Origin of the sequence: Methyloversatilis sp. NSM2 (assembly GCF_038066675.1) — a bacterium.
GTDB classification, from domain to species: domain Bacteria; phylum Pseudomonadota; class Gammaproteobacteria; order Burkholderiales; family Rhodocyclaceae; genus Methyloversatilis; species Methyloversatilis discipulorum_A.
Genome location: NZ_JBBUKV010000005.1, coordinates 208,616 through 234,346 on the forward strand (window position 1 = coordinate 208,616; position 25,731 = coordinate 234,346).

Annotated in this window: 22 protein-coding genes; 17 read left to right on the plus strand and 5 right to left on the minus strand. The window is 65.9% G+C overall.

The window, feature by feature from the left end; genetic code table 11:
- Nucleotides 1–40: 40 nt before the first annotated feature.
- The 6 genes from tkt (at nt 41) to WJU27_RS11785 (ending at nt 7,990) form a co-directional block, all read left to right on the plus strand.
- Nucleotides 41–2,062 (plus strand): transketolase, encoded by a 2,022-nt coding sequence (tkt, locus tag WJU27_RS11760; RefSeq protein WP_296809289.1) that lies wholly within the window; start codon nt 41–43, stop codon nt 2,060–2,062.
- A 141-nt stretch (nt 2,063–2,203) separates the two neighbouring features.
- Nucleotides 2,204–3,220, plus strand: a complete 1,017-nt coding sequence (gene gap, locus WJU27_RS11765; RefSeq protein ID WP_020163516.1) for a type I glyceraldehyde-3-phosphate dehydrogenase — start codon at nt 2,204–2,206, stop codon at nt 3,218–3,220.
- 115 nt (nt 3,221–3,335) lie between these two features.
- Nucleotides 3,336–4,502 carry a phosphoglycerate kinase gene (locus WJU27_RS11770; protein ID WP_341422221.1) on the plus strand — a complete coding sequence of 389 codons (1,167 nt, stop codon included), beginning with the start codon at nt 3,336–3,338 and terminating at the stop codon, nt 4,500–4,502.
- Between the two features lie 45 nt (nt 4,503–4,547).
- Nucleotides 4,548–5,996, plus strand: a complete 1,449-nt coding sequence (gene pyk, locus WJU27_RS11775; RefSeq protein ID WP_020163514.1) for a pyruvate kinase — start codon at nt 4,548–4,550, stop codon at nt 5,994–5,996.
- Nucleotides 5,997–6,013: 17 nt separating this feature from the next.
- Entirely contained in the window at nt 6,014–7,078 is a 1,065-nt protein-coding gene (gene fba, locus WJU27_RS11780; RefSeq protein ID WP_020163513.1) for a class II fructose-bisphosphate aldolase, read from the plus strand.
- A gap of 30 nt (nt 7,079–7,108) precedes the next feature.
- A complete protein-coding gene (locus WJU27_RS11785) occupies nt 7,109–7,990 on the plus strand; it encodes a phosphoribosylaminoimidazolesuccinocarboxamide synthase (protein ID WP_341422222.1) in 882 nt (293 codons plus the stop codon).
- A 70-nt stretch (nt 7,991–8,060) separates the two neighbouring features.
- Here the strand turns inward: WJU27_RS11785 and WJU27_RS11790 are convergent, their stop codons facing one another.
- Complete coding sequence (locus tag WJU27_RS11790) at nt 8,061–10,664, minus strand: PAS domain S-box protein (RefSeq protein ID WP_341422223.1); 2,604 nt, start codon at nt 10,662–10,664, stop codon at nt 8,061–8,063.
- A 312-nt stretch (nt 10,665–10,976) separates the two neighbouring features.
- Between WJU27_RS11790 and WJU27_RS11795 the strand changes: the two genes are divergently transcribed.
- Nucleotides 10,977–12,884 carry a type IV pili methyl-accepting chemotaxis transducer N-terminal domain-containing protein gene (locus WJU27_RS11795; RefSeq protein WP_341422224.1) on the plus strand — a complete coding sequence of 636 codons (1,908 nt, stop codon included), beginning with the start codon at nt 10,977–10,979 and terminating at the stop codon, nt 12,882–12,884.
- Complete coding sequence (locus WJU27_RS11800) at nt 12,881–13,555, plus strand: response regulator (RefSeq protein ID WP_341422225.1); 675 nt, start codon at nt 12,881–12,883, stop codon at nt 13,553–13,555. Before WJU27_RS11795 ends, WJU27_RS11800 begins: the two co-directional genes overlap by 4 nt.
- Nucleotides 13,556–13,580: 25 nt before the next feature.
- Here the strand turns inward: WJU27_RS11800 and WJU27_RS11805 are convergent, their stop codons facing one another.
- The 4 genes from WJU27_RS11805 to norR all read right to left on the minus strand — a co-directional run bounded on the left by WJU27_RS11805 (nt 13,581) and on the right by norR (nt 18,349).
- Nucleotides 13,581–14,279, minus strand: coding sequence for an anaerobic ribonucleoside-triphosphate reductase activating protein (locus WJU27_RS11805; RefSeq protein WP_296809272.1), 699 nt, complete (start codon nt 14,277–14,279; stop codon nt 13,581–13,583).
- The gene (gene nrdD / locus WJU27_RS11810; protein WP_253892843.1) at nt 14,269–14,460 is read right to left on the minus strand and encodes an anaerobic ribonucleoside-triphosphate reductase; all 192 of its coding nucleotides are present in this window, start codon (nt 14,458–14,460) and stop codon (nt 14,269–14,271) included. Before nrdD ends, WJU27_RS11805 begins: the two co-directional genes overlap by 11 nt.
- Entirely contained in the window at nt 14,435–16,507 is a 2,073-nt protein-coding gene (locus WJU27_RS11815; protein ID WP_341422226.1) for a ribonucleoside triphosphate reductase, read from the minus strand. The genes nrdD and WJU27_RS11815 overlap by 26 nt, the downstream gene beginning before the upstream one ends.
- 285 nt (nt 16,508–16,792) lie before the next feature.
- A complete protein-coding gene (norR, locus tag WJU27_RS11820; protein WP_341422227.1) occupies nt 16,793–18,349 on the minus strand; it encodes a nitric oxide reductase transcriptional regulator NorR in 1,557 nt (518 codons plus the stop codon).
- A 6-nt stretch (nt 18,350–18,355) separates the two neighbouring features.
- On the opposite strand from norR, the gene ytfE reads away from it, so the two are divergent.
- The 9 genes from ytfE to nosZ all read left to right on the plus strand — a co-directional run bounded on the left by ytfE (nt 18,356) and on the right by nosZ (nt 25,659).
- Nucleotides 18,356–19,186, plus strand: coding sequence for an iron-sulfur cluster repair protein YtfE (gene ytfE, locus WJU27_RS11825; protein ID WP_341422228.1), 831 nt, complete (start codon nt 18,356–18,358; stop codon nt 19,184–19,186).
- 225 nt (nt 19,187–19,411) lie between these two features.
- Nucleotides 19,412–19,534 carry a pyrroloquinoline quinone precursor peptide PqqA gene (pqqA, locus tag WJU27_RS11830; RefSeq protein ID WP_341422229.1) on the plus strand — a complete coding sequence of 41 codons (123 nt, stop codon included), beginning with the start codon at nt 19,412–19,414 and terminating at the stop codon, nt 19,532–19,534.
- Nucleotides 19,535–19,587: 53 nt separating this feature from the next.
- The gene (pqqD, locus tag WJU27_RS11835; RefSeq protein ID WP_341422230.1) at nt 19,588–19,881 is read left to right on the plus strand and encodes a pyrroloquinoline quinone biosynthesis peptide chaperone PqqD; all 294 of its coding nucleotides are present in this window, start codon (nt 19,588–19,590) and stop codon (nt 19,879–19,881) included.
- Nucleotides 19,850–21,019: a pyrroloquinoline quinone biosynthesis protein PqqE gene (pqqE, locus tag WJU27_RS11840; RefSeq protein ID WP_341422231.1), complete on the plus strand. Its 1,170-nt coding sequence runs from the start codon at nt 19,850–19,852 to the stop codon at nt 21,017–21,019. The genes pqqD and pqqE overlap by 32 nt, the downstream gene beginning before the upstream one ends.
- Nucleotides 21,006–21,140, plus strand: coding sequence for a hypothetical protein (locus WJU27_RS11845; protein WP_341422232.1), 135 nt, complete (start codon nt 21,006–21,008; stop codon nt 21,138–21,140). Before pqqE ends, WJU27_RS11845 begins: the two co-directional genes overlap by 14 nt.
- 4 nt (nt 21,141–21,144) lie before the next feature.
- Nucleotides 21,145–21,651: a urate hydroxylase PuuD gene (locus WJU27_RS11850; RefSeq protein ID WP_341422233.1), complete on the plus strand. Its 507-nt coding sequence runs from the start codon at nt 21,145–21,147 to the stop codon at nt 21,649–21,651.
- A 7-nt stretch (nt 21,652–21,658) separates the two neighbouring features.
- Complete coding sequence (serC, locus tag WJU27_RS11855; RefSeq protein ID WP_341422234.1) at nt 21,659–22,711, plus strand: 3-phosphoserine/phosphohydroxythreonine transaminase; 1,053 nt, start codon at nt 21,659–21,661, stop codon at nt 22,709–22,711.
- Nucleotides 22,690–23,502, plus strand: coding sequence for a hypothetical protein (locus WJU27_RS11860; RefSeq protein WP_341422235.1), 813 nt, complete (start codon nt 22,690–22,692; stop codon nt 23,500–23,502). Before serC ends, WJU27_RS11860 begins: the two co-directional genes overlap by 22 nt.
- Nucleotides 23,503–23,715: 213 nt before the next feature.
- Nucleotides 23,716–25,659: a TAT-dependent nitrous-oxide reductase gene (gene nosZ / locus WJU27_RS11865; RefSeq protein ID WP_341422236.1), complete on the plus strand. Its 1,944-nt coding sequence runs from the start codon at nt 23,716–23,718 to the stop codon at nt 25,657–25,659.
- The last annotated feature ends 72 nt before the right edge of the window (nt 25,660–25,731 follow it).

Below are 25,731 nucleotides of genomic sequence, written 5' to 3' on the forward strand. Positions count from 1 at the left end.
CGCGGATAATTGCGGGTTTTTCCGGCCGGAACCCCCTCTGATGAGCGCGCCCTCCATCACCCCGAAAGCAGGCTTCAACCCGATCACCGGCGCAATCCGCGCCCTGGCGATGGACGCCGTGCAGAAAGCCAATTCCGGTCACCCCGGCGCCCCGATGGGCATGGCAGAGATCGCCGAAGTGCTCTGGCGTCACCACCTGAAGCACAACCCGGCCAACCCGAACTGGGCTGATCGTGACCGCTTCGTGCTGTCGAATGGTCACGGCTCGATGCTGCTGTACGCGCTGCTGCACCTCTCCGGCTACGACCTGTCGATCGACGACATCAAGTCCTTCCGCCAGCTGCATTCGAAGACGCCGGGCCACCCGGAGCACGGCTACGCGCCGGGCGTCGAAACCACCACCGGCCCGCTGGGCCAGGGTCTGGCCAACGCGGTCGGCATGGCCATCGCCGAACGGGCGATGGCGGCGCAGTTCAACCGCCCCGGCCACAGCGTGGTCGACCACTACACCTATGCCTTTGCCGGTGACGGCTGCCTGATGGAAGGCATTTCGCACGAGGCGTGCTCGCTGGCCGGCACCCAGGGTCTGGGCAAGCTGATCGTGTTCTACGACGACAACGGCATTTCGATCGACGGCCACGTCAAGGGCTGGTTCGCCGACGACACGCCGAAGCGCTTCGAAGCCTACGGCTGGCAGGTCATCCCGGCGGTCGACGGCCATGACGCGGCCGCCATCGACGCCGCCATCCGCGCCGCCAAGGCCGACACCGCCCGCCCGACGCTGATCTGCTGCCGCACGGTGATCGGCCTCGGTTCGCCGAACAAGGCCGGCGGTCACGACGTGCACGGCGCGCCGCTCGGCGCTGCCGAAATCGAGGCTGCGCGCGCCCACATCGGCTGGACGCACGCACCGTTCGAAATTCCGGCCGACGTGTACGCCGCCTGGGACGGCCGACCGGCCGGCAAGAAGGCGGAAGAGGAATGGTCTGCCCGCTTCACCGCCTACAGCGCAGAACACCCGGAACTGGCCGCCGAATTCACCCGTCGCATGCGCGGCGCGCTGCCCGAGAACTTCGAACAGGTGGTTGCCGACACGATCGCCAAGTTCGACGGCAAGGCCGAGAACATCGCCAGCCGCAAGGCCAGCCAGAACTGCATCGAAGCCCTCGCGCCGGCGCTGCCGGAACTGCTGGGCGGCTCGGCCGACCTCGCCGGCTCCAACCTGACGCTGTGGTCCGGCTCCAAGGGCATCTCGCCGAAGAACCCGGGCGGCAACTACATCTACTACGGCGTGCGCGAATTCGGCATGGCGGCCATCGCCAACGGCATTGCGCTGCATGGCGGCTTCATCCCCTATACCGCCACCTTCCTGATGTTCTCCGAGTACGCGCGCAACGCGCTGCGCATGGCGGCGCTGATGAAGGTGCGTCAGGTGTTCGTGTTCACGCATGACTCGATCGGCCTCGGCGAAGACGGCCCGACCCACCAGCCGGTGGAACAGACCGCCACGCTGCGCCTGATGCCGAACATGGACGTATGGCGCCCGTGCGACACGGTCGAGTCCGCCGTGGCCTGGGCCAGCGCGATCAAGCGTGCCGACGGCCCGACCTCGATGATGTTCTCGCGCCAGAACCTGCCGCACGTTCCGCGCGACGCCGCGACCACCGCCGCCATCGCGCGCGGTGGTTACGTGCTGTCCGATGCGGCCGGCAAGGTGGAAGCCGTGCTGATCGCCACCGGCTCGGAAGTATCTCTGGCGCTGGCCGCACAGAAGACGCTGGAAGCGGAAGGCATCACGGTGCGCGTGGTGTCGATGCCGTCGACCTCGGTATTCGACCGTCAGGACGCCGCCTGGCGTGAAACCGTGCTGCCGCGCGGCGTTCCGCGCGTTGCGGTGGAAGCGGGCGTGACCGATCTGTGGCGCAAGTACGTCGGCCTCGAAGGCGCGGTGGTGGGTCTGGACCACTTCGGCGAGTCCGCTCCGGCGGGCGAGCTGTACAAGGCTTTCGGCATCACCGCAGACGCGGTGGCGCAGGCGGCACGACAACTGCTTGGCAGGTAAGCGCCGACGCGGCGGGATTGAGTCTCCATCCGCCGCGTTTGCGTTTCCAAATGCCAATTTAGGCGCAGCGCAGCCACAAGTTGCGCCGCACAATCGAAGACTTTTCTTGAATCCACACCCAACGGAGAGGGAGTTGCTGAAATGACGATCAAGGTTGCGATCAATGGTTACGGGCGTATCGGCCGCAATGTGCTGCGTGCGCACTACGAAGGCGGCAAGCGCCACGACATCGAAATCGTCGCGATCAACGACCTCGGCGACCCGAAGACCAACGCGCACCTGACGCAGTACGACACCGCGCACGGCAAGTTCCCGGGCACGGTCAGCGTCGACGGCGACTACATGGTGGTGAACGGCGACAAGATCCGCGTGCTGGCCAACCGCAACCCGGCCGAGCTGCCGTGGGGCGAGCTGGGCGTCGACGTGGTGATGGAATGCACCGGCTTCTTCACCACCAAGGAAAAGGCCTCTGCCCACCTGAAGGGTGGCGCCAAGAAGGTGATCATTTCCGCCCCGGGCGGCAAGGACGTGGACGCCACCGTCGTCTATGGCGTGAACCATGGCGTGCTGAAGGCCAGCGACACCGTCATCTCGAACGCCAGCTGCACGACCAACTGCCTGGCGCCGCTGGCCAAGCCGCTGAACGACAAGATCGGCATCGAAACCGGCCTGATGACCACCATCCACGCCTTCACCAACGACCAGGTGCTGACCGACGTCTATCACGAGGATCTGCGCCGTGCCCGCAGCGCCACGCAGTCGATGATCCCGACCAAGACCGGCGCCGCCGCCGCGGTCGGCCTGGTGCTGCCGGAGCTGAACGGCAAGCTGGACGGCTTCGCGATGCGCGTGCCGACCATCAACGTGTCGGTGGTCGACCTGACCTTCACGGCCAAGCGCGCCACCACGGTGGATGAAGTGAACGCCATCCTGAAGGCCGCCTCGGAAGGCGAACTGGCCGGCATCCTCGGCTACAACACGCTGCCGCTGGTGAGCATCGACTTCAACCACGACCCGCGTTCGAGCGTGTTCGACTCGACCCAGACCCGCGTGTCGGCCGACGGCAAGCTGGTCAAGGTGCTGTCCTGGTACGACAACGAGTGGGGCTTCTCGAACCGCATGCTGGACACCACCGTCGCGCTGATGAGCGCCAAGTAAGGACACGGCATCGACGAGCGGGGTTCGGGCGCGTGCGCCCCTGCCCCGCTTCGTTTTTCCCCTTCCCGAAAATCCACTCGATCACGCTCATCACGCACCGCGCGGAGGATTCATCATGCAGTTCAAGCGACTTTCCGATCTCGATCTCAAGGGCAAGCGGGTATTCATCCGCTCCGACCTCAACGTGCCGCAGGACGACGCCGGCAACATCACCGAAGACACGCGCATCCGCGCCTCGCTGCCGGCGATACGCGCCGCCCGCGACGCCGGTGCCGCCGTCATGGTCACCTCCCACCTCGGTCGCCCGACCGAAGGCGAACTGAAGCCTGAAGACTCGCTGGCGCCGATCGCGCGCCGCATGTCCGAACTGCTGGGCTTCGAAGTGAAGCTGGTCGCCAACTGGACCGACGGCGTACAGGTCGCGCCGGGCGAAGTCGTGCTGCTGGAGAACTGTCGTGCCAACAAGGGCGAGAAGAAGTGCGACGACGCGCTGTCGAAGAAACTCGCCGCGCTGTGCGACGTGTGGGTGAACGACGCCTTCGGCACCGCTCACCGCGCCGAGGCGACCACCTTCGGCATGGGACAGTACGCGCCGATCGCCTGCGCCGGCCCGCTGATGGCGAGCGAGCTCGACGCACTGGGCAAGGCGCTGGGCCAGCCGGCCCGCCCGCTGGCGGCCATCGTCGCCGGTTCCAAGGTATCGACCAAGCTCACGCTGCTGGAGAATCTGGCCGACAAGGTCGACCAGCTCATCGTCGGCGGCGGCATCGCCAACACCTTCCTGCTGGCCGCCGGCAAGAAGATCGGCAAGTCGCTGGCCGAAGCCGATCTGGTCGACGCCGCAAAGCGCGTGATGGCCAAGACGAACGTGCCGCTGCCGGAAGATGTCGTATGTGCGAAGGCCTTTGCCGCCGACGCCGAGGCGACCGTCAAGGCGGTCGATGACGTGGCCGACGACGACATGATTCTGGACATCGGACCGAAGGCCGCGGCCAAGCTGGCCGAAACGCTGCGGGCTGCCGGCACCATAGTGTGGAACGGCCCGGTCGGCGTGTTCGAGTTCGACGCATTCGGTCACGGCACCGAAACGGTGGCGCGCGCGATTGCCGAATCGAAGGCCTATTCGATCGCCGGTGGTGGCGACACGCTCGCCGCCATCGCAAAATACGGAATTGCCGACCAGGTGAGCTACATCTCGACCGGCGGCGGCGCCTTCCTCGAATTCCTCGAGGGCAAGACGCTGCCGGCAGTCGATATCCTGCTCAAGCGCGCCAACGGCTGAACATCACAGAACGCGCATACAAAACAACGAGGAGTCCGCCCAGCCATGCATCGCTTCACCAAAATCGTCGCCACACTCGGCCCCGCTTCCAGCGACCTGGCCACGCTCACCCGTCTGGTCGAGGCCGGGGTCGATGTCGTGCGGCTCAACTTTTCGCATGGCAAGGCGGACGACCACCGTGCGCGCGTTGAAACGCTGCACGCGGTCTGCGCCAAGGTCGGCCGCACGGTCGGCATCATGGCGGACCTGCAGGGCCCGAAGATCCGCGTCGGCAAGTTCGCCGGCAGCAAGGTGCTGCTGAAGGCCGGACAGAAGTTCGTGTTCGACATCGAGTGCCAGCTGGGTGACGCCGACCATGTCGGCCTCGATTACCCGGAACTGGTGAACGACGTCGAACCGGGCGCCGTACTGCTGCTCGACGATGGCCGCATCGTGATGGACGTGAAGGCGGTCACCGACACGCAGATCCACTGCACGGTGCGCCACGGCGGCGAGCTGTCGAACAACAAGGGCATCAACCGCCAGGGTGGCGGCCTGTCGGCGCCGGCGCTGACCGCGAAGGACATGGAAGACATCAAGATCGCGGCGTCGCTGAATGTTGACTTCGTCGCGGTGAGCTTCCCGAAGAGCGGCGCCGACATGAGGCAGGCTCGCGACCTGCTGCGCGCAGCGGGTTCCAACGCCCAGCTGATCGCCAAGATCGAGCGTGTCGAGGCGATCCCGGCGCTGGAGGAAATCCTCGAAGCGTCGGACGGCGCCATGGTGGCGCGCGGTGACCTCGCGGTCGAAGTGGGCGACGCGGCCGTACCGGCGATGCAGAAGCGCATCATTCGCGTGTCCCGCGAAATGAACAAGCTGGTCATCACCGCCACGCAGATGATGGAATCGATGATCAGCAGCCCGGTGCCCACGCGTGCCGAGGTGTCGGACGTCGCCAATGCGGTGCTCGACGGCACCGACGCCGTCATGCTGTCGGCCGAAACCGCCTCCGGCCAGTACCCGGTCGAGACGGTCGAGGCGATGAGCCGCATCTGCATCGAGGCCGAGAAGTCGGCCGAGGTGAAGCTGGACCAGGAATTCCTGCAGCGCGTGTTCACCCGCATCGACCAGTCGATCGCAATGGCCGCGCTGTTCTCGGCCTTCCACCTGAAGGTCAAGGCGATCGCCACGCTGACGCAGTCCGGTTCGACTTCGCTGTGGATGTCGCGCCTGAACAGCGGCGTGCCCATTTACGCGCTGACACCGGAAGTGCGCACCCGTTACAAGTTGTCGATGTACCGTGGCGTGACGCCGCTGATGATCAAGCTCGATCCCGACGCCGATCGCGACCGCATGCTGCTCGACGCCGAGGCAGAACTGCTGCGCAGCGGTGCCGTGAAGGTCGGTGACCTCATCGTGCTGTCCTTCGGCGAGCCTATTGGCGTTCCGGGCGGTACCAATACACTGAAAATCGTCAAGGTCGGGGAGTATCGTCAACTCTCCACCGTAATCTGAACTCGCAGGAGAAACTCATGCCTCTGGTATCCATGCGCCAACTGCTCGACCACGCCGCCGAAAACGGCTACGGCCTGCCGGCATTCAACGTGAACAACCTCGAGCAGGTGCAGGCCGTGATGAGCGCCGCCGACGAAGTCGGCGCTCCGGTCATCCTGCAGGCCAGCGCCGGTGCCCGCAAGTACGCCGGCGAGAGCTTCATCAAGCACCTGATCCAGGCCGCGGTCGAAGCCTATCCGCACATCCCGCTGGTGATGCACCAGGATCACGGCCAGTCGCCGGCGATCTGCCAGGGCGCGATCGATCTGGGCTTCGGTTCGGTCATGATGGACGGCTCGCTGAAGGAAGACGGCAAGACGCCGGCCTCCTTCGACTACAACGTCGACGTCACCCGCCGCGTGGTCGAGATGGCGCACAAGGTCGGTGTTACGGTCGAAGGCGAGCTGGGCTGCCTCGGCTCGCTGGAGACCGGCATGGCCGGCGAGGAAGACGGCCACGGCGCCGAAGGCAAGCTCGACCACTCGTCGCTGCTGACCGACCCGGAAGAAGCCGCCCAGTTCGTCAAGGCCACCCAGCTGGACGCGCTGGCCATCGCCATCGGCACCAGCCACGGCGCCTACAAGTTCACCCGCAAGCCGACCGGCGACATCCTGGCGATCTCGCGCGTCAAGGAGATCAACAAGCGCATTCCGAACACCCACCTCGTGATGCACGGCTCGTCGTCGGTGCCGCAGGAACTGCTGGCCATCATCAACCAGTACGGCGGCAAGATGAAGGAAACCTACGGCGTGCCGGTCGAGGAAATCCAGGAAGCGATCAAGTACGGCGTGCGCAAGATCAACATCGACACCGATATCCGTCTGGCGATGACCGGCGCGGTGCGCAAGTTCCTGGCCGAGAACCCGGACAAGTTCGACGCCCGCGAATGGCTGAAGCCGGCGCGCGAAGCCGCCAAGGCCGTGTGCAAGGAACGCTATCTGCAGTTCGGCTGCGAGGGCCAGGGCAGCAAGATCAAGGCCATCCCGCTCGACGAGATCGCCCGCATGTACGCCAGCGGCAAGCTGGCCCAGACCGTCAACTGATCCTTACCGACGACCGCACCGAAGACCGAAATGGCCGACGCACTGTTCGAATCCAGCATCAAGAGCCTGCCGCTGATTGCCCGCGGCAAGGTCCGTGACATCTACGCGATCGACGACGAGAAAATGCTCATCGTCACGACCGATCGCCTGTCGGCGTTCGACGTCATCCTGCCCGACCCGATTCCGGGCAAGGGCAAGGTGCTGACGGCCGTTTCGAACTTCTGGTTCGGCAGGCTGGCCTCCGTCTCGCCCAACCACCTGACCGGCATTGCGCCGGAGTCGGTGGTGACCGCGGACGAGCGCGACCAGGTCGAAGGCCGTTCCATCGTGGTCCGGCGCCTGAAGCCGCTGCCGATCGAAGCCGTGGTGCGCGGTTATCTGATCGGCTCCGGCTGGGGCGACTACTCGCGTACCGGCGCGGTGTGCGGCGTGCAGCTGCCGCACGGACTGCGCATGGCCTCGAAACTGCCGTCGCCGATTTTCACGCCGGCCACCAAGGCGGCGGTGGGCGACCACGACGAGAACATCAGCTACGTGCAGACCGAAGCGCTGATCGGTGCCGGCATGGCGGCCAGGGTGCGTGACACCGCGATCGCGCTGTACAGCGCGGCAGCGGATTACGCACGCAGCCGCGGCATCATCATCGCCGACACGAAGTTCGAATTCGGTCTGGACGCGGACGGCGAGCTCATCCTGATCGACGAGGCGCTGACCCCGGATTCGTCGCGCTTCTGGCCGGCCGACCAGTACCAGGAAGGCAGCAACCCGCCGTCCTTCGACAAGCAGTTCGTGCGCGACTACCTGGAAACGCTGGACTGGAACAAGACTGCGCCGGGCCCGCGCCTGCCGGCCGACATCATCCAGCGCACCGGCGACAAGTACCGTGAGGCACTGACCCGGCTGATCGGCTGACACAACTTACGCCCCGACCCAACGGAGCGCTCCGCCCTGGCGGACCGCTCCGTTTTCGCATCTGCAGTCTTCAGGTTCCGGTGCGCGACACCGCACCGGGCTTCGCTTTCTCACCGGCCGGCACCGCGTCCGCCTGGTCGAACGGACGGAAGCCTGCCAGCGTAAATCGGAAGGTGGCGCCGCGCCCCGGCGCCGCCTCGACGCCGATGACGCCGCCGTGCCGCTCGACGATGCGCTTGACGATGGCCAGCCCCACCCCGGTGCCCGGAAATTCCTCCGCGCCATGCATGCGCTGGAACACGCCGAACAGGCGATCGGCGTAGGCCGGATCGAAGCCGACCCCGTTGTCGCGCACGCAGATCGCCGCGATGCCGCGCCGGTTCTCGACGAACACCTCGACCCGCGGTTGCGGGCTGCGCGACGAGAACTTCAGCGCATTGCCTATCAGGTTCACGAACACCTGCCGCAGCATGGACTGGTCGCCGCTGGCATGCCCCAGCGGCGACAGTTCGACGCTGGCCGCCGGGTACTGTTCGGCCAGATCGGCGACGACATTGGCCGCCAGCGTATCCAGATTGATTTCGCTGTGCGCCATGTCGACGCGCGACACCCGCGAGAAATGCAGGATGTCGTCGATCAGCAGACCCATGCGCGAGGCGCCGCGCTGTATGCGCTCCAGCATGTCGCGCCCCTCGTCGTCCAGCACCGCGCCGGCGTGCTCGGCCAGCAGGTGCGCGAAGCCGTTGATCGCCCGCAGCGGGCTGCGCAGATCGTGCGACACCGAGTACGAGAAGGCTTCCAGTTCGCTGTTTGCCTGCTCCAGCAGCGTGGTGCGCTCGGCCACGCGGCGCTCCAGCGATTCGTTCAGTTCGCGCACCTGGCGCTCGGCGCGCGCCCGCTCGAGCGCCAGCTGGGCAATGTCGACCAGCCGTTCGATCACGTTCTCGTCCGCCCGCCCGGGCCGCCAGGCCTGCGGGTGCAGAATGATCAGTCCGCCCAGCACCGCGCCGTCCTGCGCCGCCAGCGGCAGCGCCCACAGCGCACGCACGCCCTCGGCGGCGAACAGCGCACGACAGCCCTCGAGATCGGGCGACGCCTGAACATCCTCGCACAGCAGCGGACGGCGCCCCGCCAGCGTTTCGAGAAGGCGCCCATCATGGTCGGCACCGGCCGGACCGCGCCGCAGCCAGTCGGCCAGCGCAGGCGGCAGATTGGCGCCGACGACATCGACCACGGCAGCGGTGCCAGGCGTCAGCGTGAGCACCGCGCAGATCGAATCCTCGTTCAGCAGACCGGACACCAGCCGTGCAAAGCGCGACATCACTTCGCTCAGCGGCATCGCCGCAGCGATCAGTGACAGCAGTTCGCGCTCGGCCACATCGACCTCTTCCAGCCGTTTGCGCAAGGTGATGTCGGCCACCGTGCCAACGACGCGGCTACTGCGCCCGCTGGCGTCGCGCTGCGCGACGCCGCGTAGCAGGAACCAGCGATAGCCGCCGTCGGCATGGCGCATGCGCAGTTCCTGCTGGAAGTGGTCGCTGCGCCCCTTCAGGTGGCTGGCGACCATGGCCGACCAGGCCTTGCGGTCGTGCGGATGGATGCCGGCGACGAACTCGCGCACGCGCATGCGGCGGCCGCCGGCGTCGTAACCCATGATCTGCGACAGTCGCGGCGACACATACATGCGGTCACTGCCGGTAATCCATTCGGCCAGGCCCTCGTTCATGCCGCGCAGTGCCAGTGCGTAGCGCTGTTCGCTGGCGCGCAGCGCGCGCTCGGCGCGAATGCGCGCGGTGAGATCGGAATAGGACGCCACCACGGCGTACGGCCGCTTGCTGCCGGCGTGGAACAGCGGCTGCGTGTTCACGGTCAGCCAGCGCATCTGACCGGACGCGCTCTCGGCACCGATCACCACGTCGCGCGCCGGCAGACCATCGGCCAGCGAGCGGATGACCGGATGCATGTCGCGCGCCAGCGACCGCCCCTGTTCGTCGCACAGCGTGAATTCGTCGCCGCCGCCGGGCAGGCCGGCGTGAGCCGCGTCAAGCCAGGCACAGGATTCGGCCGAACGGTTGCTGGTCAGCACCCGGGCCTGCGCGTCGTAGAGCACGACCGCCTCCGACAGCGCGCCGAGCAGCACGCGGAAGCGTTCCTCGCTGGCGGCGAGCGAACGTTCGGCCTGCTTGTGTCCGGTGATGTCGTGGCAGATGACCAGCAGTGCCGGCTGCCCCTGATGGGAAACCGGACGGGTTGCCGCCGACACCCAGCGCACCGAACCGTCACGACGGCGCAGTGGCAGTTCGACATCGTCGGTGCCGCGTCCCTGCGCCAGCACCTCGACCACGCGCGATCTGTCCTCGGCAGTCTGGCAGAACTCGACGATGCTGCGCCCCTGCAGTGCATCGGCCGACTCGTTGGCCATCGAGGCGAGCGCCGCATTGAGCACGCGCATGCCGCCGCCGGGCAGCGAGCAGATGCAGGCGGGCATCGGCAACTCGTGCAGCAGTTCGGCCGTATCGTCGGCCGGAGCGGGCAAGGGCTCGGCCGGCGGCAGCATCGGAACGGTACGCACCAGCCAGACGCCGCAGGCCACGCACCAGACCAGCCAGCCGCCCTGCGCCGCCCACGGGTGGTCGATCAGGAATAAGGCGCCGGGCGCCCAGAGCGCAAACACGCCAAGCGCCAGGCGCGCGCGGGAGCGAGCGGGTGTGCGGAGCGGGCCGAAAAAACCGGTCAGGAGGCCTCTCAACAAGGTCATCCATTTCTCCAGGAGCGAAACGACGAGCGGGGTTCTGGCTCGGGGCCGGCGTGCTGCGGCGCTGCTGCACGCACCGGAAGCGGCCATCTTCGCACCTTCGAGTGGCAGGAAGAGGAGGCGTTCCGGTCTCGCGGATAGTACAAGGAAATAAGTGCGCGGCAAGATCGCTTGACGTCGATCACGTCGTAGACCTCGAAATTCGCACGCACAGCCCCTACACTCGGACACATGTCGAAACGAGAACACTGGGGGCTGGGCGCCAAGCTGGCGGTCGCCGCGGCGCCGTTCGCCCTGCTCGCGCTGCTGTCGATCACGCTCACGCTGTGGATGTCCTGGCAGCTCGACGGCGGCGCTGCCGCCGTCAACGAGGCCGGGCGCATGCGCATGCAGGCCTACCGCATGTCGCTGCTGGTCGCCACCGGCGAGCGCGACGCGCTGCCGCACGCACGACGCGAATTCGACCGCAGTCTTGAACTGCTGCGTGCCGGCGACCCGGAACGCCCGCTGTTCATGCCGCTGGACAACGACATCCGGCGCAGCTTCGATCAGGTACGTGGCGACTGGCGCATCTACAGCGAGCGCTGGCTCGACGCCGCGCCACGCGGCACCGACGGTCTGCGCGACGACACCGCGCGCTTCACCGGACGCATCGACGCACTGGTGGCCGGCATCGAGAACCACATGTCGCACTGGACAGCGCTGCTCAACCTGCTGCAACTCGCAACGATGGCGCTGGCGGTGATCGGTGCGGCGGTACTGCTCTACATCGGCTACCTGTTCGTTCTGGAACCGGTGGGGCAGCTCAAGCAGGCGCTGGAACGGATACAGCAGGGCGATCTGGGCGCCCGCGTCGAACGCGGCAGCAGCGACGAATTCGGCACGCTGGCTGACGGCTTCAATGACATGGCGGAACAGATACAGGCCATGTACCGCAATCTCGAAGCGAAGGTGACGAGCAAGACGGCCGAGCTGCAGGAAAAGCGCGAGCGGCTGGAGGCGCTGTATGAAGTGACCTCGCTGATCGCGACCGCCCGCTCGCTGGAAGAACTGGCGCGCGGCTTCGTCGGGTACGTCGCGCGCGCGGTGCACGCCGACGGCGTCGCGCTGCGCTGGTCCGACGAATCGAACCAGCGCTATCTGCTGCTCGCCTCGCAGGGGCTGCCGGCCTACATGACCGACGGCGAACGCTGCCTCAAGGCACACGAATGCCACTGCGGCGCGCCGGACGCCCCGCCCTTCGCGCGTGTCATTCCGATCCGTACCATGGGCGGCGAGGCGCTGCAGTACTGCGGGGAGGCGGGCTTCGAAACCCTGGTTTCGGTTCCGATCCGCCTGAAGGACAGGTTGATGGGCGAGGTCGACCTGTTCTTCCATGCCAGCGTCGAACTGTCGGCGCCCGCGCGCTCGCTGCTCGAAGCGCTGGCCACCCACCTGGCCAGCGGCATGGAGAACCTGCGCCTGAACGCGCTGCAGAACGAGGCGGCGGTATCGCAGGAGCGCAACTTCCTGGCCAGCGAACTGCACGACTCGATCGCGCAGTCGCTGGCCTTCATGAAGATGCAGGTCGAAATGATGCGTGAGGCGCTGGCCACGCACGACGAAGCCGGCGCGCGCGCGATGCTGGACGAACTCGATGCCGGCCTGCGCGAAAGCTCGGGCGACGTGCGCGAACTGCTGCTGCACTTCCGCACCCGCGCCAATGCCGAGGACATCGAGGCCGCCCTGCTGTCGACGCTGCGCAAGTTCGAGCACCAGAGCGGCGTCCGCGCCTCGCTGGCGATGCGCGACCACGGTCTGCCGCTGTTGCCGGACGTGCAGATACAGGTGCTGCACATCGTGCAGGAAGCCCTGTCGAACGTACGCAAGCACGCGCGCGCCAGCCATGTCTGGCTCGACGTGCAGCAGCAGCCGCAGTGGCGCTTCGAAGTGCGCGACGACGGTCGCGGCTTTTCCACCGAGGGCGGCCCGCCGGACGAAACCCACGTCGGCCTGCGCATCATGACCGAACGCGCCGCGCGCATAGGCGCCCGCATCGAGGTGTTCTCGACCCCCGGCCGCGGCACCTCGGTGGTGCTGACGCTGCCGGCCAGCGACCCTACACTGCTCGACCTCCAGCCCATGCAGGCCGCGTCATGAAAAGCACGTCCGAGAGCCCGATCCGCATCCTGCTGGTCGACGACCACACCCTGTTCCGTCGTGGCCTCACCGCGCTGCTGTCGCGCGATCCGCTGCTGCAGATCGTCGGCGACGCGGCCGACGCCGGCGAGGCGCAGCGGCGCGCCGAGGCGCTGCAGCCCGACGTCATCCTGCTCGACAACCACCTGCCCGGCGTCAATGGCGTCGACGCGCTGCCGGCGCTGCGCGAGGCGGCCCCGCAGGCACGCCTGATCATGCTCACCATCAGCGAGGACGGCGAGGATCTTGCCGCCGCGCTGCGCGCCGGCGCCAGTGGCTACCTGCTGAAGACGATGGAGGGCGAGGCACTGTCGCGGGCCATCCACCGCGCGATGCGCGGCGAGCCGGTGGTGGCCGACGAAATGACCGGCAAGCTGGTGGAAGTTTTCCGGCAGTCAGCCGCACCGGCGCCGTCCGCCGCGGAACCGGCCGCGCAGGGCGGCGCGCTGTCGCCGCGCGAGACCGACATCCTGCGCGGCATCGCCCGCGGCGACAGCAACAAGGTGATCGCCCGCGACCTCGGCATTGCCGAAACCACGGTGAAGATCCACGTGCAGCACATCCTGCGCAAGCTGGGCGTCAGTTCGCGCGTGCAGGTCGCCGTCATCGCGGTCGAGCGCGGATTGATCTAGCCGGCCCCTGATCTCCTGCCGCGCCTCAGCGCGAATGACAGACGCCGAAATGGGCGCGCACGCGGTCGGTCAGGTACCGCGTGTCATCCTCGTTCGGCGTCCGCAGCCCGCCCTTTCCGGCGACCGGTCGACAGTGCTGGAGCACCGGCGGCTGAGCGCCCAGGCAGCGCAGTTCGATACACAGCTTGTCGATATCCTCGATCGACAGCAGATCCGGGTGCCAGGTGCAACGGATTTCATGTGCCACACCGGCGTCCATCAGCAGCTTCAGCGACTGGAAAGGCGCTGCACCACTGTGCATACGACCGGTGATCCGCGCATAGGCGTGCGATGGGCCCTTGATGTCCAGACCGACCCAGTCGAGCCAGGGCAGCGCGCTCGCGAGGCGGCGCGGATGCATGCCGGCGGTGTGCAGGCCCACCGCGAAACCCAGTTCGCGCACCGCACGAAGCGCATCGGGCAGGGCTGCCTGCGTCGTCGGCTCACCGCCCGAGAACACCACACCGTCGAGCAGACCGCGACGACCGGACAGGAAGCGGAGCACGTCCTCCCATCGCAGGCCGGCGGCGGATCTGGCCGGCAACAGGTGCGGATTGTGGCAGTAGGTGCACCGCCAGGGGCAGCCCTGGCAGAACACCACCGCCGCCAGGCGCCCCGGAAAATCGATGGTGGTGAAGCGTGTCAGCCCGCCCACTCGCAGACCGTCGTGCCGCTCAGCCTGCATCCGCCTGCTCGACGAAGAAGCGGCGCTGCGTGTGTTCGCCTTGCTTGCCGATATTGAAACTGGCCACCGGGCGGTGATACCCCATCACGCGGGTCCACACCTCGCAGCGCTGGCGCTCGTCATCGCGCAGCGTTGCGGTCGTCTGTCCGGCAAGTTCATGCAGGGGCTGTGTCGCGTGCATCGTGTTCTCCTTCGGGTTGAGGTTGGCGCGGGGGCTGCACCCGCTTGCGACGCAGGATGTCTTCGTCGCAATGCGGGCAGAACTCGTGTTCGCCGTCCAGATAGCCGTGGCGGGGGCAGATCGAGAAGGTCGGCGTGACGGTGATGTACGGCAGGCGGAAGTTCGTCAGCGCTCGCCGCACCAGTTCGCGGCAGGCGTCGCTGCTGGAAATGCGTTCGCTCATGTACAGGTGCAGAACGGTGCCGCCGGTGTACTTCGACTGCAGCAACTCCTGCCTCGCCAGCGCCTCGAACGGATCGTCGGTGTAGCCCACGGGCAGCTGCGACGAGTTGGTGTAATACGGTTTGTCGGCGCTGCCGGCCTGCAGGATGTCGGGCCAGCGCTTGCGGTCTTCGCGGGCAAAGCGGTAGGTCGTGCCTTCCGCCGGCGTTGCTTCGAGGTTGTACAGATGCCCGGTCTGCTCCTGGAAGACGACGATGCACGCGCGCACGTAGTCGAGCAGCCGCAGCGCGAGCGCATGGCCTGCGGGCGTCGTGATGTCGTCGTGGTCGCGCGTGAAGTTGCGCACCATTTCATTGATGCCATTCACCCCGACGGTGGAGAAGTGATTGCGCAAAGTGCCGAGGTAGCGTCGCGTGTAGGGAAACAGTCCGTCGTCGATCAGCCTCTGTATCACCTTGCGCTTGATCTCGAGGCTGTCGCGCGCCAGTTCGAGCAGGCGATCGAGCGCTGACAGGAGCCCCGCCTCGTCGCCTGCGTGCAGGTAGCCGAGCCGGGCGCAGTTGATCGTCACCACACCCAGGCTGCCGGTCTGCTCTGCGCTGCCGAACAGTCCGTTGCCGCGCTTGAGCAGTTCGCGCAGGTCGAGCTGCAGGCGACAACACATGGATCGCACCATGTTCGGGCTCAGTTCGGAATTGATGAAGTTCTGGAAGTAAGGCAGGCCGTAGCGTGCCGTCATCGCGAACAAGCGCTCCGCGTTTTCGCTGTGCCAGTCGAAATCGGGCGTGATGTTGTAGGTGGGAATCGGAAAGGTGAACACGCGTCCGCGAGCGTCGCCCTCGCTCATCACCTCGATGTAGGCGCGGTTGATCATGTCCATCTCGACCTGCAGGTCGCCGTAGGTAAACGGCATCTCTTCGCCCGCGATCACCGGAATCTGTTCGCGCAGATCTTCCGGGCACACCCAGTCGAAGGTCAGGTTGGTGAAGGGCGTCTGCGTGCCCCAGCGTGACGGCACGTTGAGGCTGAACACCATCTCCTGTATCGCCTGCCGGACGTCGTCATAGCTCAGCCCGTCCTTGCGCACGAACGGCGCCATATAGGTGTCGAAGGACGAGAATGCCTGCGCGCCGGCCCACTCGTTCTGCAAGGTGCCGAGAAAGTTCACGATCTGCCCGACGGCAGACCACAGATGGCGCGGCGGCCCGGCCTCGACCTTGCCGGGCACGCCGTTCAAGCCCTCGTGCAGCAAGGTGCGCAGCGACCAGCCAGCGCAGTACCCGCTCAGCATGTCGAGGTCGTGGATGTGCAGATCGCCGTCCCGGTGCGCGCTTCCCACTTCCGGCGGATAGACATGCGAGAGCCAGTAGTTGGCGGTCACCTTGCCGGACACGTTGAGGATGAGGCCGCCAAGACTGAAGCCCTGGTTCGCGTTCGCGTTGATACGCCAGTCGCGACGATCGAGGTACTCGTTCATGCTGCTCTCGACGTCGACCTGCGTACGGCGATCCGCCCGCAGCCGCTGGTGCTGGTCGCGATACGCGATGTAGGCACGCGCGGTGTCGATATGGCCGGCGGATATCAGCACGTGTTCGACCGTGTGCTGGATCTGCTCCACCTCGGGTGCGCCGGCCGGATATCGGTACCCAAGCACCCGCACCACCTGCTCGCACAGACGGGACGCCTCGTCCGCATCGTAGCTTCCGCTGGCGCGGCCTGCCTTGAGGATGGCCAGCCTGATTCGTTCGGCATCGAAGGGAACGCGTGTTCCGCAGCGCTTTACGATGGCTTCCGGGAAGGACACTGGACACGACTGACCGACCATTCCTGAACTCCGAACACTATATGTAGTGGCCGATATTCAGGTACAACGCTATATCTGGGTTGACAAAGATCAACCGGAAAGCGATCCAGACTGAGTCAAGGCGTCCGTCGCAGCACTGCGCTCACGAGGCATTCACTGCACCGGGCACGCCCGATTCAAGGAGGACTCCAGTCGAACGCGTGCCTCGACTCGCTTAGAGGCGTGCGCGCAGAGCTCAGCCTGACGCGCAGCAATCCGGCGACCGAGCGCGGCCGCATCGGACGGAGGCGCGGCGTGACAGGGCGCTCACTTCAAGCCCAGACGGCGGGCAAGCTTGTGCAGGTTGCTCGGATCCAGCTCCAGCAGGCGTGCCGCCTGCGCCCAGTTACCGGAACTGGCCTGCAGCGCCCGCCGCAGATGCGCCCGCTGCGCCGCATCGGTCACGAGACGCAGCGGACGTATTCCGGGCTCACCGGCCTCATCGCCTGCGAGCACGTCGGCCGGACCGCCGCCCGGCTGATGATGGCCGATGTCCAGTGCAGAAGCGGGGATGGAGACGATTTCGCTTCGTTGAGCCCCGCGACTGACCATTTTCAGCGCCGCACGACTGATCGCGTGTTCCAGCTCACGTACGTTTCCGGGCCAACGGTAGGCGCACAGCGCCTCTTCGGCATCCCGCGTCAGGCGCAGGCTGCGCAATCCAAGGCGCGCACGGTTGAGCTCAAGGAAGTGGCCTGCCAGCACCAGCACGTCCGCGCCGCGCTCCCGCAATGGCGGAATGGGGGCCGGATAGACCGACAGCCGGTGATACAGATCGGCCCTGAACAGGCCTTCGCGCACGCTGTCTCCGAGGTTCCGGTTGGTCGCCGCAATGATGCGGGTATCGACGCGCCGCGGCTGATCGGTACCGAGCCGCTGGATCTCCCCGTTCTGCAGCACGCGCAACAGCTTGGCCTGAATCGACAACGGCAGTTCGCCCACTTCGTCGAGGAAGAGCGTTCCACCATCAGCCGCCTCGAAGCGCCCGGGGCGATCGGTCGTCGCCCCGGAGAACGCCCCCTTCACATGACCGAACAGCTCACTTTCGGCCACAGACTCCGGCAGTGCCGCGCAGTTGACATGGACCAGGGGGCGATCAGCGCGTTGTGAGCGCTGGTGAAGATAGCGGGCGAAAAGTTCCTTGCCTACCCCGGTCTCTCCCAGCAGGAGAACGGGCAGATCGGATTCCGCCACGACTTCCAGTTCGCGCAGCAGATCCGTCACCACCGCGCTCTGCCCGATGATTTCCTCGACACCACGGGCAAGTCCGGCCCCCGACATGCGATCGGAAGAACTGCGCGAGATGCGCAGCGCGTGCACGTCCTGTTCGAGCCTGGTAACGCGCAGAGCGGTCTCGACGAACACGGTGTAGCGCCGCAGCCGATCGTACGCAGCATCGCCGAACGTCCCGGTGCGCAGCGCATCCAGAGTGAGTACCCCCCAGGGCTGTCCGTCCACGTGCAGGCTCACGCCCATGCAGTCATGCACGGGCAAGGGCGCACCGACGTGGCTGTCGAGCAATCCATCGTAAGGATCCGGCAAGGCGCTGTCGTGATCGAACGTGGTGACGTCACGCCGGGCGAGGATGGCTGCAAGGCGCGGATGATGGGCCGGCATGAAGCGGCGTCCGAGCGCCTCGCGCACCAGTCCATCAACCGCAACGGGCCGCAGCCCCTCGTCCTCCAGTTTGAGCAGGGCGACGGCGCCACAGGAGAAACTCGCGCGCAGGCTGGCGACCAGACGCTGCAAGCGCACGGCATGCGGCAACTCGGTTACGAGGTCCGCCAGCAGCATGGCCTCGATAAGGTCGATTTCACTACTCATGGTTGATTGAACCCTGTTGGTTGCGGTCAATACTACCAACTTGCAACGCAAGCGTCTGATTCATCGAGAAGGAATTTCTGGCCCCGTTCTTGCAAACAGAAGGTGGCATCAGTGCTGTGCTCCGGGCTGAAACACCCGGAACCTACCGACGAAACGGATTTCGCGATGAACATTACCGACACGCCGCTTGGCGAACTGGCGCGCACCATTCCCGGCGCAACGCGCATCTTCCACACCCACCGCCTGGACTTCTGCTGCGGCGGAAAGAAGACACTCGACGAGGCCGCTCGGCGACGCGGCCTGGACGCACAGCAGATCGCTGCCGAACTGCTGGTGTTGAGAGAACTGGGACGACGCACGGACACGGACTGGTCCGCTGCGGACAACGCGACTCTGATCAGCCACATCCTCCAGCGCTATCATGACAGACACCGCGAACAGATGCCCGAGCTCATCCGTCTCGCACGTCGGGTCGAACAGGTTCATGGGGATCGCGCCGACTGCCCGAACGGGCTTGCCGACCATCTGGAGACCATGCTGCACGAACTCGAAACCCACATGATGAAGGAGGAGCAGATCCTCTTTCCGATGCTGGCGCGCACGACGCCTCGCATGGTGGACGGCCCGATCTCGGTCATGCGGCACGAGCACGACCAGCACGGCGAAGCACTGGCCGCGCTCGAGGCCATCACGCAGGACATCACGCCGCCCGCCGATGCCTGCAACACATGGCGCGCGCTCTACACAGGGCTCGCGCAGTTGCGCGAGGATCTGATGGAACACATCCACCTCGAGAACAACATCCTTTTCGAGGAGCGCCGAACCGAAACAGCCTGATCCTTTTCTCTCCCTCCGACTGCACCCACTTTACGCCCGCTCTGCGGGCGTTTTTTTGCCGGTCGCGCATGCCTTCGGGGTATCGAGGCCACCGATTCGCCTTGATCTCGATCAACAGGAATGCCGGCCACGATGCGTTTAAAGAAAAACCTCAGGTCATGAAGAGATTGCATCCACACCCGGATCCATATGCTTGCCACACAGCGCGCCTCCGGCGATGTAACGATGTCCTTGGCAGAACGTCCTGCCGATGACTTCAAAAGGAGACTGAACATGGAATGGATCGATCCGGCATACAGCGACATCCGCCTCGGCTTCGAGGTAACCGCCTACGTCTACGTGCGCTGAGCGGTTGAGCGATGGCGGGCCGCCTGACCCACCCGCCGTCGCTGGAGAACCTCATGAACGCATCCACACCCGCCGACGCACACGCCCGCTATGCGCTCAATCCCATGTATCTGTTCCGCTGGGAAGAGACGCAGGACGCACATGTGCTGCTCTACCCGGAAGGCATCGTGAAGCTGAATCGAACGGCCGGTGAAATCATCGGCCTGTGCGACGGCCAGGAGACGGTGGCTTCCATCATCACAACGCTGCAGCAGCGCTACCCTGGCAACGACCAGCGCGTTGCCGAGAGCATCCGTACATCACTGGAGGTGTTCCGTGCCAAAGGATGGATCCGTCGTCAGGCTTGACGGTCAGGGCAAGCCGCTGTGGCTGGTGCTGGAGCTGACCTACCGCTGCCCGCTGAAGTGCCCGTGGTGCAGCAACCCGGTTGACTTTGCGGGCGAACAGACCGAGCTGAGCACCGACGAGTGGAAACGCGTGCTGCATGAAGGTCGCGAACTCGGTTCGCTGCAGCTCGGCTTCACCGGCGGTGAACCGATGTTGCGCGACGACCTCGAAGAACTGGTCGGCGAAGCGCACAGGCTTGGCTACTACACGAATCTGATCACCTCGGGTGTCGGCCTGAGCGAGCAACGACTGCGCGCACTCAAGGCGGCTGGACTGAACCAGATTCAGCTTTCGCTGCAATCGAGCGAACGCGACCTGACCGATGCCCTGGTCGGCGCCCGCGCTTTCGACTTGAAGATACGCACCGCGCGCATGATCAAGGCATACGGATTTCCGATGGTTCTGAACGTACCGGTGTTCCGGCAGAACATCGATCAGGTGACCGACATTCTTGATCTGGCCGAAGACATCGGCGTCGACTATCTCGAGTTCGCGAACATCCAGTACTACAACTGGGCGATGATCAATCGCGACGAGCTCATGCCTACCCGCGACCAGCTGGTCGCTGCGGAACGGGCGGTGCAGGCGGCACGCGAGCGCATCGGCGACCGCATGACCATCTACTTCGTCATTCCAGACTACTTCGAGGACAGGCCCAAGGCCTGCATGAACGGCTGGGGCTCTATTCACCTGACCATCGCGCCGGATGGCACCGCCATGCCGTGTCAGGAAGCGCGCTCCATCAAGGGGCTGGAGTTTCCGACGATCCGCGATCACTCGCTGTCCTGGCTGTGGAACGAGTCGCCCACCTTCCGCGCATTCCGCGGCGACGAGTGGATGCAGGAGCCCTGCCGCTCGTGCAGCGAGAAGGCGGACGATTTCGGCGGCTGCCGCTGTCAGGCATTCCTGCTCACCGGCGACGCCCGCAACACCGACCCGGTGTGCGCGCGCAGCCCGCACCACCATCTGCTGGCCGAAGCCATCGAGCGCGCGCACGCGCCGGATCGGCCTCACCAAGCGCTGATCATGCGCACCGAACGCAACTCGCTCGGCTGCAGCGGCGGACAGACCACGGTACTGCACGATGCGCGACGCTGAACGCCTCACTTCGGCACCACCGTTGCGCGGAATCGCCCGGCTGCTCGACCGCTCGGCGTCGGCCGTCGCCTTCGGCGTCGCGCTGACGCTGTTCATCGCACTTCTGCTTCGCGTGGGGTGATCCGATGGAACACGCCTTCATCGAGGTTCTGGCGCGCTGGCTGCACTTTGCCGGTGCGCTGATCTGGATCGGTCACAATTACGCCACCGCGGTCACCCGCGCACGCTACGTGCCGTTGCGGACAGACGATCTGTCTGACCCGGACAGCCCGGTACAGCGCACCCTGATGCAGCGCGAACACGGCACCTTCCGCTACGCCTCGCTGCTGACGCTGCTCAGTGGTCTGGTCATCCTTTACGACCGGGGCTGGCTGGCCGACGCACTGACCCTGCAGGGGCATCTTGCACCGCTGGGCGTGGGCATCTGGATCGCCGTTCTGATGGTGTGCAATCTGTGGTTCGTGCTGTGGCCGCACCAGAAGAAGGTACTGGGCTTCGTCACCGCACCGCTGGACGACCGACTGCGCGCATCCCGCATCACCTTCCTGTCGGCACGGGTGAACACCATGCTGTCGGTGCCGGTGCTGTTCTTCATGGGCGCGGGCGCACATGCCGGTGCACTGTTCGGCTGATCCGCGAATGCAGGTCGCCAGCCATTCGTTCTCGGCCGCACAGGGGCCGATACCGCATATCGTGCGCACCCGCATCGCCAGTGCATGCGTTCCGTCGACCAACGGTGCGCTGTCGATGTCCTTCACGTCGCCGGCCTTCCGCGCCATTCAGGATGCACTGGATGCGGCACTGAGGCGCGAGCTGCAGATGCCGGACGACGTCGACATCCTGTTCCTGCCTTGCAGCGCCAGCACGCATTTCGCGCTGGTTCCGATGAACCTGCTGCCGGCGTCCGGGCACGCCGTCTATATCGACAGCGGACACTGGTCGGCGCGCGCCACCGGCGAAGCGCGGCGTTACGGCCGCATCGAAACGATGCCGGCTGCGGCCGCCTGTGACGGAAGGCCCTTCGGCAACGGCGCCGCCTACTGTCATTACACCGCCAACGAAACGGCCGATGGCCTGCAGTTCCACACGCTGCCGTGCGCCGACGCGCCGCTGGTGGCCGACATGACCTCGGCGCTGATCGCGGCGCCGATAGACTGGTCGCGCCACGGCCTGGTTTATGCGGGCGCCCAGAAGTCGCTCGGCATCGCCGGTCTGAGCATGGTGTTCGCGCGGCGCAGCCTGCTGCACGAATCGGCTCAGGCCGCACCGCGCGTACTCGACTACGCGGCGCTGTCGGCGGGGGCTTCGCGCCTGAGCACCCCGCCGGTATTTGCCATGCACTGCGCTCTGTACATGCTGGAGTGGATTGCGGAACAGGGCGGCAGCGCAGCCTTGCGCGCAAGGCAGGACGCACGCGCTGCACGCATCTATTCCGTGCTCGATCGGCCGGACATGCCGTACCGCACGCGCCCCAAAAAAGGTTGGCGCTCGCAGATCAATCCCTGCTTCGACTTCGACCCCCCGGGCCTCGACGCCGAGTTTCTGCGCGACGCGGCCGCGGCGAACTTGTACGGCCTGGCCGGGCATCCGGAGTGCGGCGGCGTGCGCATCAGCCTCTACATCGGTCAGAACGACGCGGCGATCGAGGCTCTGTGCGATTTCCTGCAGGCATGGTCGCCGCCGCGAAGGTAGAACGCGCAGCGGGTGTGCTGTCCTCGCTCGCGCTGCGCACACGGCTACGCGCTGCCTGGCTGCGACACCGCAGTGTCCTGCTTCCGCGACTGCTGCCCGCTCGACCGGTGCGCGCCCTGGATCTGACCTTCACCTCGCCGGTACTGCTTGCAGCGGGCTTCGACATGCGCGGCGCGCTGCTTGAGGCGGCTGCCGCGCTCGGCCTGGGCGCGATCGAGAACGGCAGCTTCACCTGCTTCGACGGTCCGGTGCCGCCGGTACTTCATCGCTGGCCGCGCGTGCGTGCGCCGAAACGCGGCGTAAGCCTGCGCCCGCCGCCCGGTCCGCTCGACGTCGCGCGCAGAGGTCTGCTGCGGTGGCTGGCCACCGTCCATGGCCATGCCGACTACATCGTGCTCAATCCGGGCAGCCATCGCAGCGCCGCGGATGTGATAGCCGATCTGTCCGGAAGCATGGCCGAGCGGCTCGCATCGCTGTCTTGCAAGCCGCCTGCCCTGGTTGTCAAGCTGTCGGCCGACAACCTCACGTCGAAAGAGCTTAGTCGTCATGCGCGCCGGCTGTTCGACGGCGGCGCGAGAGGGCTGCTGCTGTCCACGGAATCGTCGCCCGCGGTTGTCGACACCCTCGCAACCGTCGCGGCAGCGTGTCCGCAGGCCACGCTGATCAGCGTCGGCGGTGTGCGCACCGCGACACAGATCGACGAACGGCTGGCTGCCGGCGCGCACCTGGTGCAGATACACCGTGCGCTGAGCGGCGACCCCTTGCGCGCCTGCAGACGTCTGCGCGGCTGACAGCACCCGCGCTGCAGAACGTCGCAGCCGGCCGTCGTCGCCGGCAAAGCGATCCGTCCGCCGGGAAGTCGCCCCTGGCCTCCACGATGATTGCGATAGATCAAGGGTGCGACCGAATGTCGCACCGACAATCGGTGCCGTTCCATCGTTGTCGCGCCCGCCTCGCTTGCACGCGCGTCTGTCATCACCAATAAGACATGGGGGTTGTTTGCAGTGAAAGATCTAGATTCCGTACATCTTATTGAAGGCGCCGGCCTTGGACGGCGGCGCTTCATGGGTCAGGCAGCGCTCGGCGGACTGGCCAGCGCGGGCCTTTCACTCGGTCTGACCGCTTGCGCCAAGGAGGAAACCTCTGCGCAGAACTCGGCAACGCCGGTGGCTGGCGCCGGGTCGCACGCCGAGGGCAGCAATCCGCATCTGAAGCCGGGCGAACTCGACACCTACTACGGTCTGTGGTCCGGCGGTCACACCGGCGACTTCCGCGTACTGGGTCTGCCCTCGGGCCGGGAACTTCATCGCGTTCCGTGCTTCGTGCCGGATGCGCTGGTCGGCTGGGGCATCACCAACGAATCGAAGGCCGTGATGGGTACCAAGGCCGACGGCAGCCTGCGCTATACGGTCGCCGATACGCATCACACCCATGCCTCCTACAAGGACGGCAACTACGACGGCCGCTACGCCTGGATCAACGACAAGATCAACAGCCGCATCGCGCGCATCCGGCTCGACTACTTCATCTGCGACAAGATCACTGCGCTGCCGAACGTGCAGGGCTTCCACGGCATATTCCCGGACAAGCGCGACCCGGTGGACCCGGCGATCAACTACACCACGCGCGTGTTCTGCGGCGCCGAATTCCACGTGCCGATGCCCAACGACGGCCGCGACCTCGATGCGCCGGAGAAATACCGCACGCTCTTTTCCTGCGTCGACGCCGAGTCGATGGAGGTGCGCTGGCAGGTGCTGATCGACGGCAACTGCGACCTCGTGGCCACTTCCTTCGACGGAAAGCTGGCCGCGACCAATCAGTACAACACCGAGGGCGGTCATCATTACGAAGGCATGATGTCGGCCGAACGCGATGCCTGCCTCTTCTTCAACATTGCACGCATCGAACAGGCGGTGAAGGACGGCAAGTTCACGAAGATCGGCAAGTCGGACGTACCGGTCGTCGATGGCACGCGTGACGCGAACAAGGATCCGGCCAGCGCACTGGTGGCCTATGTGTCGGTGCCGAAGAACCCGCACGGCGTGAACGCGAGCCCGGACGGCAAGTACTTCATCTGCGCCGGCAAGCTGTCGCCGACCGCAACGGTGATCGATCTGGCCAAGGTGCTCGAATGGTTCGATGGCAAGCTCGACGACGCGGACAAGACCATCGCCGCCGAAGTGGAAATCGGACTGGGTCCGCTGCACACGGCATTCGACGGCCGCGGCAACGCCTACACCACGCTGTTCCTCGACAGCCAGATCGTGAAGTGGAACGTCGATGCAGCCATTCGCTTCCACGCCGGCGACAAGACCGCGCAGTACGTGGTCGACCGCCTGGACGTCAATTACCAGCCGGGACACATCAACGCCTCGCAGTCGGAAACCGCCTTCGCCGACGGCAAGTGGCTGGCCGTCGGTTGCAAGTTCTCGAAGGACCGCTTCCTGCCGGTCGGCCCGCTGCATGCGGAAACCGAACAGCTGGTCGACATTTCCGGCGACAAGATGGTGCTGGTGGCAGACCATCCGGTGCGCCCGGAGCCGCACGACTTCATCATCTTCAAGCGCGAACTGCTGCAGCCCAAGCAGGTGTACAACCTCGACGACTTCCCGAATGCGGTGAAGTCGCCGAAGGATGCCGGAGTGACCCGCGAAGGCAACAAGGTGACGGTGCGCATCACCTCGATGGCACCGGCGTTCGAACCGCGCGAGTTCCGCTTGAAGAAGGGCGACGAGGTGACGGTCATCCTGACCAACCTGGACAAGATCGAGGATCTGACCCACGGCTTCGCCATCCCGAGCCACAACGTGAACTTCATCGTGAACCCGCAGGAAACGAAGTCGGTCACGTTCAAGGCGGATCAGCCCGGCGTGTTCTGGTGCTACTGCACTCACTTCTGCCATGCGCTGCATCTTGAAATGCGCAGCCGCATGATCGTCGAGGGCTGAGCCCGTCGAAGCGGGCGGCGCATGTGCGCCGCCCATTCTCTCCGCCTTCCGGAGAGCCGTATCTGGAGTGAA